This is a genomic window from Candidatus Hepatoplasma crinochetorum Av (genome assembly GCF_000582535.1).
Taxonomy (GTDB): Bacteria; Bacillota_I; Bacilli_A; order Mycoplasmatales; family Hepatoplasmataceae; genus Hepatoplasma; species Hepatoplasma crinochetorum.
In genome coordinates this window covers 362034-376136 of sequence record NZ_CP006932.1, presented here as the reverse complement: position 1 = coordinate 376136, position 14103 = coordinate 362034, and the positions used below count along the sequence as shown (strand labels likewise).

Here is a 14103-nt window from a genome sequence, read left to right as displayed (position 1 = left end):
AATGTATAAAAAAGAAGTTTTATATTTATATTACATAAAAGAATATCAAGAATATGAGGCAATGCTTTATTTTATAAGACCAACAGGACAAAAATTAACTTTAAGAGCAAAAGGTTTTTTTAAAGATGAATCAAAAAATATTCATCGTTTTAAGATTAGTAACTTTATAAAAACAGAGTATTTTTCAAGTCCATTAAATGACTATGGACTTTTAAAAACAGGAGAACAAATTTTATTTGATTATAAGCAAAAAGCAAGTCATTTAAATTTTATAAATATTATTAATCAACTTTTAATTTTTACAGAAGGAGATTTAAATAAACAATTTTATAATACAATATATTATTTGTTTAATAATTTTGATGTTGGAATTTTAAATTGAAATTTAAATCTAGTTTACTTACTTACACAAATTTTAATTGCAAAAGATGTATATATTGAATTAAAAAAATGTGTAATATGTAACCGTAATTCACAAATTGCTTCATTTTCCTTTGAAGAAGGAGGATTAATTTGTAAAAATGATTTAAATAAAAATATTAAATTGATGAGTTCGGATTTAATTAAAAAAATAATTCCGTTATTTAAAATAAAAAATGTAAAAAAAATAAATAGCATTACTTTATCATTTTCTGAAGAAAAAATTTTGCTTTCATTATATGCAAATTATTTTAATGATGTCTTAGGATATCAAATTAATTTTCATTGATAGTTAAATAAATTTTATAATTGACTTTGTAGGCTATTAATGAAAGAACAAAAAAATTTTCAAATAAAAAATATTACTAAATGAATTTGAATTTCAATTTTTATTGCTTCTGGAATTGGCGTTCTTTTATCACTTATTGGTTCATTTACAGAAACTTATACAGTTTATTATAAGTATTACTATTTATTTCTTACTTTTTGAACAAATTGAACTGTTTTTATTTATTATGGATTATTACTTTTCTTTTTCTTTTTAAAAAATAATAATTTTTTAAGTAAAATTGCAAATATAAGATTAAGATATTCTGTAAATTCTTGATTAATTTTTGTCTTTTTTGCTGTTGTTTTTTTATTTATTCCAATTTATTTTTTTTCTTGAATTGATGTTATAAATTTTGATGCTTTTCCTGATTATGTAGGATCGACTTATTATAGTGGGAAAAGTGAACCGATTATTGTTCCTGGACTTGAAAGTTTTATATTACATTTTATTGTTCCAATATTACTTATAATTGAACTTAATTTTATAACTAAAGAAGAAACAGAAAAATTAAATCAAAAAAGATTTAAATTACTATTATATGGTTCGATTTATCTTTTATTTTATCTATTTTTTGTAGAAACAATGGCTTTTGTATTACCAACAGTTTCAATTGAACCTGGAACAATTGATTATGATTATTTTCGTATTTACCCATATACAATTTTAAGTTATCAGTATTTTCCAATTTATCTTCTTGTAATTTTTATTTTATATTTAACATTATTATATCTTGTTATTTTTTTCTTATTTCGAAAAAGATTACAAATTTTTATTAGAAAAATATTCAAAAAAGGAGTAAAAAATGAATAAAAAAATCGATGATTTAATAATTTATTTAAAAGAAAAAGGATTTATTTACCCTAGTTCAATAATTTATGGAGGTCTTGCAAATACGTGAGATTTTGGTCCATTAGGGGCAATGATTAAAATTAATTTAAAAAATTATTTTAATCACTTTTTTATTGACCTACAACAAAATAATTATTATTTTGATTCATCAATTATTTTAAGTCCAAAAGTATGAGAAGCATCAGGACATTTAAAGAAATTTAAAGATTATGTTATCACTTGTTTAAATGATAATAGTATTTATCGTGTAGATGAATTAATTGAAGAATATACAAATTATGTTTTTGAAGATTTAAAAATTGAAGAAGCAGAAAAAATAATCAAAAATGAAATTAAATTAAAAAAATATCAAGATAAAACAAAATGATCAAATATTTCTAATTTTGATTTAATGTTTAAAACTAATTATTCAAAAATAGATTCAAAAACAAATGAAGTTTATTTTAGACCAGAAACAGCACAAGGAATTTTCATAAATTTTAAAAATATTTGTGATTCTTTTAATTTAAAATTACCATTTGGAATTGGACAAGTTGGTAAATCTTTTCGGAATGAAATTACACCAAAAAATTTCATTTTTCGAACAAAAGAATTTGAACAATTGGAATTAGAATATTTTACTTATCCTAATCAAGCAGAACAAGATTTTTCGAAATATTTAGATTTAATTGATCAATTTTTAATTAATCTTGGATTTAAAAAAGAGCAATTAATAAAATATAATGTTCCGAAAAATAAATTAGCTCATTATTCAAAAAAAACAATTGATTATGAATATGAATTTCCTTTTGGAAAAAAAGAATTATTGGGAATTGCAAATCGCGGGGATTTTGATTTAAAAAACCACAGTAAATTTTCAAAAAAACGTTTGCAATATTTTGATACAAATAAAAATGAATGAATTACTCCTTATATTATTGAAACATCAATTGGGGTTGAAAGATTATTATTTGCTATTTTTGATAATTTATACATTAAAGAAGAAAAGAGAAATATTTTAAAATTACCTTTCTTTCTTTCTCCTTATAAAATTGCAATTTGTCCGCTTACAGACAAGCTTAATCAAAAAGGTGAAGAATTATTATTAAAATTGAAAAAAAGTAATTTTGGAGCAATTACTTTACAAACTGGTGGTTCAATTGGTAAACGTTATCGTAAGCAAGATGAAATTGGAACATTTTTTATAATTACAATTGATTTTGAAACAGAAAAAGATCAGAAAGTTACAATAAGAGAACGAGATACAAAAAATCAAACAAGAATTAAAATATCCGAGATTGAAGATTTTATAAAAGATAAATTAAAATAATTTAGAATTTTAAGAGAAAATGACAGCAAAAAAAGATTTAAATGAACTTATAGAAAAAATAACTAATGATTTAAATATCGAAGATGTGATTTCGCATTATATTTCGCTTGAAAAAAAAGGTAATAGTTTTGTTGCAATTTGTCCTTTTCATCAAGATAGTAATCCCTCATTATCTATATCTAGTACAAAAAAAATTTTTAAATGTTTTGTTTGTAATGTTGGAGGAAATGCAATTACCTTTGTTCAAAAATATAAAAAAGTTAATTATTTAGAGGCAATTAAAATTATTAGTGAAGATTTTAATTTAAATTGGAATGATTATTTTGTTAAAAAAGAAAGACAAGAAGATCCAAAAATTAAGGAAATTAAGAATATTAATTTAGAAGCTTTAAATTTTTATAAATATAACTTACAGATTGAGATTGAAAAAAATAAAAAACTGAAAGATTATTTAAATGAAAGAAAATTTACAGAAAAATTAATTGAAGTTTTTAATATTGGTTGAGCAGGAAGCAACGATGGCTTAAAAAAATATTTATTAAAAAAAAATTTCAAAGAACAAGAAATTCTTCGAGCCAGTTTGATAAAAAATAATAATGGAAATTTAAGAGATCTTTTTTTTAATCGTTTAATTTTTCCAATTTTTAATCAATTTAATGATGTTTTAGGATTCTCTGGAAGAGTTATTGATCAAAAAAGTCCAATTAAATATTTAAATTCTAGTCAAAATTTACTTTTTAATAAAAGTAAAATTATTTATAACTTAAACAATGCAACAGAAGAAATTTTATTAAAAGATAATGTCATAATTGTAGAAGGTTTTATGGATGTAATTTCTTTTTATAAAATTGGAATAAAAAATGTTGTTGCTTCAATGGGTACGGCTTTTAATATAAATCATATTGATAAATTAAAATCATTTACAAAAAACTTTATTCTTTCTTTTGATAATGATCAAGCAGGAATTCAAACAACAATTAAAACATATAATATTCTTAAAAACCATAATATAAATTTATCAGTAATAAATTTTTCTGATGGAAAAGATATTGATGAAATAATTAATAATAATTTAAATATCAATAAAAAATATTTTGAAGATAATAAAATTTCTTTTCTTGATTTTTATTATCAAAAAGTGATTGTAAAAGAGAAATTAGAAACGCTTACAGAAGAAAAATTAAAAGAAATATTATTAATAGTTTTATCTTATAATGATCTTGTTAAAAAAGAAATTATTTTGCTAAAAATTAAAGAAAAATTCGGTAAAGATTTTATTAATTCATTTATACAAAATTTAAATTTTAAACCCCTTGTTAAAAAAGAAATTATTATTAATAATAAAATAAATTTAAAAATAACAAATATTAATAAAAATAAAAATTTTTCATCTTTAAATAACACACTTAATAAATATTTGGGAAAATACTATCAAGAAGAATTTAAATTTTTGCTTTATTCTTTACTATCCTCTTCTTTTTTTAATAATTTAATTTTTGAAAATTTCATATTTATAAATAAATATTACAAAGAAATTTTTGATTTATTTAAAAATAATAAAGCTTTATTAAAATCTAATGATGATAAAATTAATTATTTAAAAACGCTTTTACAAAAATTTTCATCACAAAGAGAAGAAAATATTATTAAAAGCTTATTAGAAAATTTCCAAGAGAATATAAAAAATGAGAATTTATTAAAAACAATAAAGAATATTAATGTAGAGGATTTTATTTCGAACTTACATGAAAAATGGAGAATAATAAATAAAGAGAAGCATAAAAAAAAATTCATAGAAAATATCAATGCAAATGATGATGAAGAATACAATTATATGATCAATAAACTTAAGATATCTTAAGTTTAGATAGTTTATTTTTCCTTTTTAGTTTGCTTTTTTTAGTATAATAAAAATACTAATTTTTATTTACTTAAGGAAATTAATTAATATTTACTGGAACAAAAAATATGACTGATAACAAAGTTAAAAAAGGTAAGATTACCAAAAAAGTCGCAAATACGATGACTAAAGAGGAATTACACGAACATTTAAATTTTAATAATATAAAATATGGTTCTAATGATTCAAAAGATGATTTAATTGAATATTCAACAAAAATTGCATATTATCGAAACAAAAAAAGTTCTATCGATGAAACAAGTGAAACAAATGAAAATGATATTATAAATCAAAGCGAGAAATTAAATACATTACTTTATAATGAATATAAAACAATTTTTAATTCATTAGAAAAATTAAAAAAAAGACTAAAAAAAGATTATCTTACACAAAGTGAGGTTTATAATTTTTTAGAAAAAAATAAAATTAAATTAGATGAAACAGATACAGATGATTTTTTCGAATTATTAATTGAACGTGGTGTTATTAATCGAGATTTAGAAGATGAAAAAACATTGGAATTAGATAATATTTTTGATGATATTATTGATGAATCTACGGAAGAGCGCATTAATTATTCTGATAATGATTTAAATAATAATCTAAGCGAACCAAATGATCATATTAAATGATATATGCGTTGAGTGGGAAAATATGGAGATCTTTTAACTTCTGAGCAAGAAATCGAACTTGTAATACAAATGGAAAAAGGTCTTAAAAAAAATGCAACAAAAGACGAACAAATTGATGGTGATGAAGCTAGAAAAAAAATTATAAATCATAATTTACGACTAGTAATTAATATAGCAAAAAAATATAAAGGAAGAGGACTTCCTTTTGCTGATTTAATATCAGAAGGAAATAATGGATTAATAAGAGCAATTAATAAGTTTGAGTATAAAAAGGGTTATAAAATATCAACTTATGCGACTTGATGAATTAGACAAGCAATTACAAGGGCAATTGCAGATCAAGCTCGCTCTGTAAGAATTCCTGTTCATATGGTTGAAACTATTAATAAATTATCAAAAATTACACGAGAATTAACACAAGAATATGGAAGAAAACCAACAGATGAGGAGATTTCAAAAGCAATGAATAATGAAATTTCTCCTGATAAAATTAATCAAATAAGACTTTTAAATATTGATCCATCTTCATTAGATAAATCAATTGGATCTGATGGTGAATCTTTTTTATATGATTTTATTGAAGATAAAAGAGTTATCGCTCCTGATGATTATGCAAAAAGTAAAGAAATAATTCATAAAATTAATGAAATTTTACCGAAATATCTTAATAAAAGAGAAATTGAAGTAATAAGACTAAGAAATGGTTTGATTGAAGGATCAGAAGAAATAAATCAAAGAAAAACATTGGAAGAAATTGGCGAAATGTTTGGTGTAACGCGAGAAAGAATCAGACAAATAGAATCAAAAGCAATGAAGAAACTAAAAGATAAAGCAAAAAAAGATCTTGAGCACTTTAAGGAATATTAATGTTTAAGGGGAGAATTATTGAAATTGCTGACTATATCAGCAAAAATAGTCAAGTTTTAGATATCGGTACTGATCATGGTTATATTCCTTTATATCTTTTAAAAAATAAAATAACTGATAAAATTACAGCAACAGATATTAATACAAAACCACTTTTACAAGCAAAAAAAACATTAATTGATTATAAAGATTTAGAAACATTAAAATTTATCAAAAGCAATGGATTTGAAAATATTATTGATATTGCTTCTTATCAATATATAATCATTGCTGGTTTAGGTGGAAAAACAATTGAAATTATTTTAAAAAATTATAATGATAATGCAATATTAATTCTTAATCCAACAAATAATGAAGCAATACTACGGAAATTTTTGTACGATAACAAATTTAAGATTGAAGATGAAAAATTAATATATGAAAATAATATATATTCAATAATAATCAAAGCAAAAAAACAGTATAAAGTTTTAAAATATAATCAAAGAGATTTAGTATTAGGACCAATATTAATCAAGAAAAATAATAAAGTAATTAGTCAATTTTTCTATCAAAAGGGTATTTATTTTCAAAATATTTTTCTTAAAAGTAAAAAAGAAGAACATAAAGAATTAGCAAAAATATATTTAAGCAATAAATTAAAATAATATGAAATTACAACAAGTAATAAAAATAATCGAAGCAAAATATGATAAAAAAAGAGCTTTTAAAGATGATTTTATCGGATTACAAGTAAAAGGAAAAGATCAAATTAATAACATATTGATATGTTTAGATTTTACTGATGATTTTATAAATGAATTAAAGGAATATAAAATAGATTTAATAATAGCTCATCATCCGCTATTTTTTGGAAATAAAAAAGAACTTTTAGCAAAAGATCCAATTCTTCAAAAAAAATATCAATTATTAAAAGATTTAGGAATAAATTTTTATGTTTTACATACAAATATTGATTTTGATATTGATTCAATTCCTTATAATCAAGCAAAAAAATTAGATTGTAGAAAAATTAAATTAATTGATGATAAAAAAGCAATTAGTTGTATTTTAAATAAAGAATTTTTATTTAAAGATTTTATAAAATTTGTTCGTTTAAATTTGCAGTTAAAATATGATCCTTTTAAAACAAATCTTTTCATAAAAGATCAGAAAATTAAAAAATTAATTATTGGATCAGGAGCTTCGGGAGATTTATTAGAAAAAATAAAAGAAAAAGATGCTTTATATATAATTGGGGAATTAAAGCATCATCATTGAATCTTTGCTTCTGATAATAATTTAAATATATTAGAAATTGGGCATCAGAGCGAGAGAATATTTGTTGATATTGTTGAAAATTTTCTTTTTTCTGCTTCTGATAATAATTTAAGACTTTATAAAATTTACGAATATAAATATAAGAATTGTTAACTTTTTATTAATATTTAAATTTAATAAATTTATATGTATAATTATAATAAAATTCTTATTATAATTATTATGTATGAATGATAAAAACAAATTAATTCATCTAAAAGCTAAGGAACAGTTTTTGAAACAAAAAGAAGAAGAGAAAGAAATTTCATCTGTTTTATTGATGAAAAAAATAGACGAAAAGGATAATAATAATTCTAATAACAATCAAGGGCCATTGTTTGAAAGTAATAATTATCTAATAGTTTATTAATAAATATTATTAGTGTGATAAGAGAAATTTTTACAAACTGAAAGATTTTAAAAAGAATATTAATTACCTTAATATTCATTTTGCTTTTTAGATTAGGAACTCTTATTACAATTCCTGGTGTTACAGTTACTAATAATGATTTTGCAGGTGATACAAATTCACAATTTTTATCATTATTAAATATTATAGGTGGAGGTGGATTACTTACTTTTTCAATTTTTGCTTTGGGAGTAACTCCTTATATTACAGCTTCAATTATCATTCAATTATTATCAGCTGATGTAATTCCTTATCTTACAAGACTTAATAAACAAGGTGAAAAGGGTCGAATAAAAATAGAGAAAATTACGAGGATAGTTACAATTTTTATTGCAATTATTCAAGGTTTTGCAATTGTTTTTGCGATGAATTCGGCCGGTTATATTGAGCAAGGAACATTATTTGAATCGGAATGAGCAATGATTTTATTTGCAGTTCTTATTATGGTAACTGGATCGATGATTTCAATTTGGATTGCAGATGAAATAACAATGAGAGGTGTAGGAAATGGAACATCGCTTTTGATTGCAACAGGAATAGTTGCAAGAATTCCTTATAAATTTGAAAATATTTGAGGTTTATTTATTAATGATGATTCATTTGTATTTACAGGATTTATTCTTTTCTTATTTTATCTTGCTGTTGCTATTCTTTTTGTTTTCTTACTTTCCTTTTTTGAAATTTCAGAAAGAAGAATTCCAATTCAACAAACAGGAAAAGGACTTAATTTAGAAGAAGATAAACAAACATATCTTCCTTTAAAAATAAATCCAGCAGGAGTAGTTCCTGTAATTTTTGCATCAGCAATTATTACTCTTCCTCCTACAATTGCACAATTTTTTCCTGATTCGGCTTTTAAAGAATGAGTGATCATTAATTTTTCTTTAACCTCTGCATTAGGATTAACTTTATATGGATTGTTAATTATTGCTTTTACTTATTTTTATGCACAAATTAATATAAATCCAGAAGAAACGGCCAAAAACTTTCAGAAATCATCAACATTTATTGTGGGGATAAAACCAGGAAAAGAAACAGAAAAATATCTTGTACGAACGGTTAATTCAGTTTCCACGTATGGAGCTTTTTTACTTGCTTTTATTGCTACGCTTCCGTTTATTCTTACTTTCTTTGGAATTTCACAATCCGCTGCTCTGGGAGGAACGGGACTTATTATTCTTGTATCGGTCGGAATTGATACAACAGATCAAATAAAATCAAGAATTCTTGCAGAACAAACAAAAACACATGCAAAAGTTACAGCAAATTTAGATAAATCTTATAAAATTAATAAGGATGTTGATAATAAAAAACGAAATAAAAAAGAACAAGAAGATGATTGATTATTATAAATCAAAAAAGGAACAATATAAATGATTAATATATTTTTAGGTGCACCAGGAACAGGAAAAGGAACAGTTTCATATCTTTTGAAAAAAAATTGTAATTATAAGCATCTATCTACAGGAAATATTTTTAGAAATATTACAAAGCGAAATACACAAATAGCAAAAAAAGTTCGCGATATATTAAAAAAAGGTGAACTTGTCGATGATCAACTTACATTTAAAGTTTTATTAGAAGATCTTGAAAAGTATAATCTTAAAAAAGATAATATTATTTTAGATGGATATCCAAGAAATATAAATCAAGCAGAAATTCTTTTAGAATATTTTAATAGACATTATAAAGATTTAAAAATCTCAGTAATTAATTTTAAATTACCTGAAAGTGTTATAATTGAACGATTAACAAATAGACTTATATGTCCTAAATGTGGTAAAAGTTATCATAAAATCTTTTTTGAATTAAAACCTCAAAAAGAATGATATTGTGATGATGATGGGACAAAATTAATTCAACGTGAGGATGATAAAATTAAAAGTATCAAGAAAAGATTAGAAATTTATAATAAAGAAACAAAACCTTTAATCAAATATTTTACTAATCGTGATATTTTAATTAATGTAGATGTAAATGATAGTTCAGAGGAAGTATATAAGAAAGTTTTTGAAAAATGTCAAAATTAAAGACAGTAGAAGAAATAAAAGATCTCGAGATTGCAGGAAAGATTATTAAAGATGTCTTTTTGCAAATTGAAAAGAAAATAAAACCAGGAATTACATCAATTGAACTTGATAAATTAGCTTATGATATTATTATAAAAGCTAATGCTATTCCTTTATTTTTGAATCACGAAGGATTTCCTAATACAATTTGTGCTTCTCCAAATAATATTGTTGTACATGGAATTCCTAATGATAATAAATTAAAAGAAGGAGATATTATTACAATTGATGTTGGAGCAAAATATAATAAAATGTGTGTTGATGCAGCTAGAACTTTTGCTGTTGGCAAAATTTCTCCAGAAGATCAAAAATTAATTGATCTTACAGATGAATCACTAAATCTTGCAATAAAAGCAATTAAACCTGGAAAAAAAATTGGTGATATTTCAAATATAATAGAGACATTTTTTAAAAAGTTTAAAGAGTATAGTATTTCATCAGAATATGTTGGTCATTTTATCGGTGAAAATTTATGAGAAGAACCTGTTTTTCCTAATAAAGGTAAAAAAGGAACAGGTTTAGAATTAAAAGCAGGAATGACATTTTGTGTTGAACCTATAATTATTAGAGGGAAAGATCAATTATTTGTAGATCCTTTTGATAAATGAACCGTTTATACAAAACATAAAGGGAAAGCTTGTCATATTGAGCATACAATTTTAGTAACAAAAAAAGGAGCAAAAATAATTGTCTAATAACATGGAAGAATTCGTTGTTAAAGGTTATATTGATGCGGTTTTACCAAAAGGAGAATTTCGTGTGAAACTCGAAGAAAATAATCATCTAGTTCACTGTCGTCCTTCTGGTAAGATTCGTACAAATTATATTAAAATGGTAAATGGTGATAGAGTAATGGTAAGAATTACACCTTATGATTTATCAAAAGGTGTAATTGTTTATCGTGGTTGAACAAAATAGTTTTATCTATAGATAAAACATAATATATATAGTAATATATGTTAAAATAATATTGTATGTTTGTTATAAACATACTTTTTTATTAAAACTATATTAGTAGTTGAAGATAACTAATATTAAATTTATCCAACTATTAATATAAAGTTTTATAGATGGAGGCATAAGATGAAAGTTAGAAGTTCTGTCAAACCTATTTGTAACCAATGCCAAGTTATTAAAAGAAAAGGAAAGTTACAAGTTATTTGTAAAAATCCAAAGCATCGCCAACGCCAAGGATAAAGATAGAGGAAGAGAAAGGTAATAAATGGCTCGTATTTTAAATATAGAAATTCCTGATAATAAAGCAGTTAGAGTTTCACTTACATATATTTTTGGAATCGGAATGTCAACTGGAAAAAAAATTTGTCTTGATGCAAATATTGATCCAGAAAAGAAAGTAAAAGATTTATCAGAGGAAGAATTAAGAAAAATTCGTAAAGAAGCAGCAAAATATATTACAGAAGGTGATTTACGAAGAGAAACACAATTAAATATTAAGCGTTTAATGGAAATTAAAACTTACCGTGGAATGCGTCATCGTCAAGGTTTACCAGTAAGAGGTCAATCTTCAAAACAAAACGCCCGTACACGTAAAGGTCCAAGAAAAACTGTTGCTAATAAAAAGAAAGTTAAAAAATAGATAGGAGAATATTTTAAGATGGCTCAAGCAAAAAAAGTTACAAAACGCAAAAAAGTTAAAAAAAATATTCCTTCTGCAATTGCAAATATTCATTCAACATTTAATAATACAATTATTACAATTACTGATGCAAAGGGAGATACAATATGCTGATCTTCTGCTGGTGCAATTGGATTTAAGGGAGCAAAAAAATCAACACCTTATGCAGCACAGCTTGTTGCTCAAGCAGTTACAAAATCAGCAATTGATAATGGTGTTAAAACTATTTCAATAAGAATTAAAGGAGTTGGACCAGGAAAAGATTCAGCTCTTAGACAATTTCAAGCGTCAAATATTGAGGTTTCAGATATTAAAAATGTCACACCAATTCCTCATAATGGTGTAAAAAAACCAAAAAAATTTCGTAGAAGATAATAAGGATGGAAATATGGAAAAATTTTTAAAACCCACTTTTCAAAAAATTATTAAAGTTGAAGAGGAAAGAACTTCTAATGTTGCAAAGTTTGTTGTTAAAAAATTAGAACGTGGTTTTGGTAATACAATAGGTGTTGCTCTTAGAAGAACAATTTTATCATCAATTCCTGGAATTGCTCCTTTTGCAATTAGTATTGAAGGTGTAAATCATGAATTTCAAGCTTTTGCTGATACTAAAGAAGATATTGTTGAAATTGTTTTAAATTTAAAAAATTTAATAATTGAAGTAGATGAAAATTTAATTAATGTTGATGAAATTTATAAATTTACAATTAATCAACGAGGAGAAGTAGTTACCGCTGGTGATATTGAAGCACCGATAGGATTTAAAATTATTAATAGCGATTTAGTAATTGCAAATATGGTTGGAAAAGCAAAAATGAATATGACAATTTATGTTGCTTATTCAAAAGGTTTTAAAACATTTGAAGAAAATCGTATTTTTGTAAAAGAAGCATTAGGTGGATTAAGTAATATAATTGCAATTGATTCTAATTATTCTCCAATCGAAAGAGTAAATATCCGAATCAGTGATGTAAATCCTGGAGAATCTAGAGTATTTGAAGAACTAACATTAGAAGTTGAAACAAAAGGAAATATTCTTCCAGAAAAAGTTGTTGCCTTTGCCGGCTCAATCTTAAAAAATTATTTCAAAGCTTTTGATAATCTTGAAGAAGTAGATCTTACTAAACAATTTGTTGAAGAAATTGAAGAAGAAGAAATTGATTCACATTTACAAATGTCTATTGAAAATTTAAATCTTTCTGTAAGATCTGAAAATGCTTTAAAGGCAGCGGGAATCTCTACAGTAGAAGAATTAATCGATCGTCCTGTTTCATCTTTACAAGCAATTAAAAATTTAGGTGATAAATCTAAAAATGAAATTATCCAATCAATTCAAGATCTTGGTCTTTCATTTAAATCAGAATAGAAAGGAATTTATTAAGAATTTAAGATGGCTAATAAAAATCCTGCACAAAGACAATCAAATGTTCATGATTTTGCGCGAACTGAAAGAATCGAAAGAAATCAACTTACTGATCTTATAATTCATGAGAAGTTAGTTACAAATCATCGAAAAGCAAAAGAATTACAAAAAAGAATGGATCATTTAATTACTATTGCAAAAAGAGATGATTTACATGGAAGACGAGAAGTTGCAAAAGTTCTTAGAAATGTAAAAGTTACTGTAAATAAAAAAGAAAAAACAGTATTGCAAAAATTATTCGAAGATATTGCACCAAAATATAAAGATCGTAATGGTGGATATACAAGAGTTTTAAAATATGGAAATCGAAAGGGAGATAATTCTCCAATTTCAATAATTATATTTACTTAAGAATATAAATAGAATAAAAAGATTTCAAAAATAAAAATATAAAAACCTTTATAAGGTTTTTTTTTAAAAAAAAATAAGAATTTAATTAATTGTTATAATAAATTTAATATTAAATATATTATTAAAGGTTAAATCATGGATTTAGTAAATGAAATTAAAAAAATACATTTAAAACTTAACAAAAATATTAGAGAATTTAATAAAAGTGAAAAAAATAAAGAAGAAATTAAAGTTAGTGAATTACAAATCCATAAAATATTGTATTTTGTTTATGGATATTTTTGAAAAAAATATCAAGAAGAGCTTTTTGCTGCTGATTTTGAAGCTTGAAAATATGGTCCTATTGAAATTAATTATCGTATAAATAAAAAAATTATTGAAAGCAAAATAATTTTTAATGAAGAAAAAAAAGAATTCATCAAAGATAAAATTAACAAATTATTAGTTTATGAAATTTGATTTTTGATTGAACAATCTCATTTAACAACACCTTGAATTAAAAATTTTAATTCAGATAAAGATCCTAAAAAAATTGACAATAATGAAATTAAAGATTTTTTCGAAAAATTATATTAAATTTTATTTATTATGAAAATTATCGAATACTA

The 14103-nt window shown here is 23.1% G+C and carries 18 protein-coding genes; all 18 read left to right on the top strand.

The window, feature by feature from the left end:
• The first annotated feature begins 1 nt into the window (after position 1).
• The 18 genes from X271_RS01660 to X271_RS01580 all read left to right on the top strand — a co-directional run bounded on the left by X271_RS01660 (position 2) and on the right by X271_RS01580 (position 14071).
• Positions 2 to 712, top strand: a complete 711-nt coding sequence (locus X271_RS01660; protein ID WP_025208738.1) for a hypothetical protein — start codon at positions 2 to 4, stop codon at positions 710 to 712.
• Between the two features lie 36 nt (positions 713 to 748).
• Positions 749 to 1561 carry a hypothetical protein gene (locus X271_RS01655; protein WP_025208737.1) on the top strand — a complete coding sequence of 271 codons (813 nt, stop codon included), beginning with the start codon at positions 749 to 751 and terminating at the stop codon, positions 1559 to 1561.
• On the top strand, positions 1554 to 2909 hold the full coding sequence (locus tag X271_RS01650; RefSeq protein WP_025208736.1) for a glycine--tRNA ligase: 1356 nt from the start codon (positions 1554 to 1556) through the stop codon (positions 2907 to 2909). The genes X271_RS01655 and X271_RS01650 overlap by 8 nt, the downstream gene beginning before the upstream one ends.
• Before the next feature lie 19 nt (positions 2910 to 2928).
• Positions 2929 to 4770, top strand: coding sequence for a DNA primase (dnaG, locus tag X271_RS03150; protein WP_025208735.1), 1842 nt, complete (start codon positions 2929 to 2931; stop codon positions 4768 to 4770).
• A 107-nt stretch (positions 4771 to 4877) separates the two neighbouring features.
• Positions 4878 to 6308, top strand: a complete 1431-nt coding sequence (locus X271_RS01640; RefSeq protein WP_025208734.1) for a sigma-70 family RNA polymerase sigma factor — start codon at positions 4878 to 4880, stop codon at positions 6306 to 6308.
• Positions 6308 to 6955, top strand: a complete 648-nt coding sequence (locus X271_RS01635; protein ID WP_025208733.1) for a class I SAM-dependent methyltransferase — start codon at positions 6308 to 6310, stop codon at positions 6953 to 6955. The genes X271_RS01640 and X271_RS01635 overlap by 1 nt, the downstream gene beginning before the upstream one ends.
• Position 6956: 1 nt before the next feature.
• Complete coding sequence (locus tag X271_RS01630; RefSeq protein WP_025208732.1) at positions 6957 to 7721, top strand: Nif3-like dinuclear metal center hexameric protein; 765 nt, start codon at positions 6957 to 6959, stop codon at positions 7719 to 7721.
• 73 nt (positions 7722 to 7794) lie between these two features.
• A complete protein-coding gene (locus X271_RS01625; protein ID WP_025208731.1) occupies positions 7795 to 7977 on the top strand; it encodes a hypothetical protein in 183 nt (60 codons plus the stop codon).
• Between the two features lie 14 nt (positions 7978 to 7991).
• Positions 7992 to 9368 (top strand): preprotein translocase subunit SecY, encoded by a 1377-nt coding sequence (gene secY / locus X271_RS01620; RefSeq protein ID WP_128571637.1) that lies wholly within the window; start codon positions 7992 to 7994, stop codon positions 9366 to 9368.
• A 21-nt stretch (positions 9369 to 9389) separates the two neighbouring features.
• Entirely contained in the window at positions 9390 to 10046 is a 657-nt protein-coding gene (locus X271_RS01615) for an adenylate kinase family protein (RefSeq protein ID WP_025208730.1), read from the top strand.
• Complete coding sequence (gene map, locus X271_RS01610; protein WP_025208729.1) at positions 10034 to 10780, top strand: type I methionyl aminopeptidase; 747 nt, start codon at positions 10034 to 10036, stop codon at positions 10778 to 10780. The genes X271_RS01615 and map overlap by 13 nt, the downstream gene beginning before the upstream one ends.
• A 4-nt stretch (positions 10781 to 10784) precedes the next feature.
• Positions 10785 to 11003 carry a translation initiation factor IF-1 gene (gene infA / locus X271_RS01605; RefSeq protein WP_025208728.1) on the top strand — a complete coding sequence of 73 codons (219 nt, stop codon included), beginning with the start codon at positions 10785 to 10787 and terminating at the stop codon, positions 11001 to 11003.
• A 165-nt stretch (positions 11004 to 11168) separates the two neighbouring features.
• The gene (rpmJ, locus tag X271_RS03145; RefSeq protein WP_128571636.1) at positions 11169 to 11282 is read left to right on the top strand and encodes a 50S ribosomal protein L36; all 114 of its coding nucleotides are present in this window, start codon (positions 11169 to 11171) and stop codon (positions 11280 to 11282) included.
• Between the two features lie 25 nt (positions 11283 to 11307).
• Positions 11308 to 11682 carry a 30S ribosomal protein S13 gene (gene rpsM, locus X271_RS01600; RefSeq protein ID WP_025208727.1) on the top strand — a complete coding sequence of 125 codons (375 nt, stop codon included), beginning with the start codon at positions 11308 to 11310 and terminating at the stop codon, positions 11680 to 11682.
• 18 nt (positions 11683 to 11700) lie between these two features.
• A complete protein-coding gene (gene rpsK, locus X271_RS01595) occupies positions 11701 to 12096 on the top strand; it encodes a 30S ribosomal protein S11 (RefSeq protein WP_025208726.1) in 396 nt (131 codons plus the stop codon).
• A 13-nt stretch (positions 12097 to 12109) separates the two neighbouring features.
• On the top strand, positions 12110 to 13087 hold the full coding sequence (locus tag X271_RS01590; protein ID WP_025208725.1) for a DNA-directed RNA polymerase subunit alpha: 978 nt from the start codon (positions 12110 to 12112) through the stop codon (positions 13085 to 13087).
• A 24-nt stretch (positions 13088 to 13111) separates the two neighbouring features.
• The gene (rplQ, locus tag X271_RS01585) at positions 13112 to 13495 is read left to right on the top strand and encodes a 50S ribosomal protein L17 (protein WP_025208724.1); all 384 of its coding nucleotides are present in this window, start codon (positions 13112 to 13114) and stop codon (positions 13493 to 13495) included.
• Between the two features lie 135 nt (positions 13496 to 13630).
• Positions 13631 to 14071 carry a Panacea domain-containing protein gene (locus X271_RS01580; RefSeq protein WP_025208723.1) on the top strand — a complete coding sequence of 147 codons (441 nt, stop codon included), beginning with the start codon at positions 13631 to 13633 and terminating at the stop codon, positions 14069 to 14071.
• Positions 14072 to 14103: the final 32 nt, after the last annotated feature.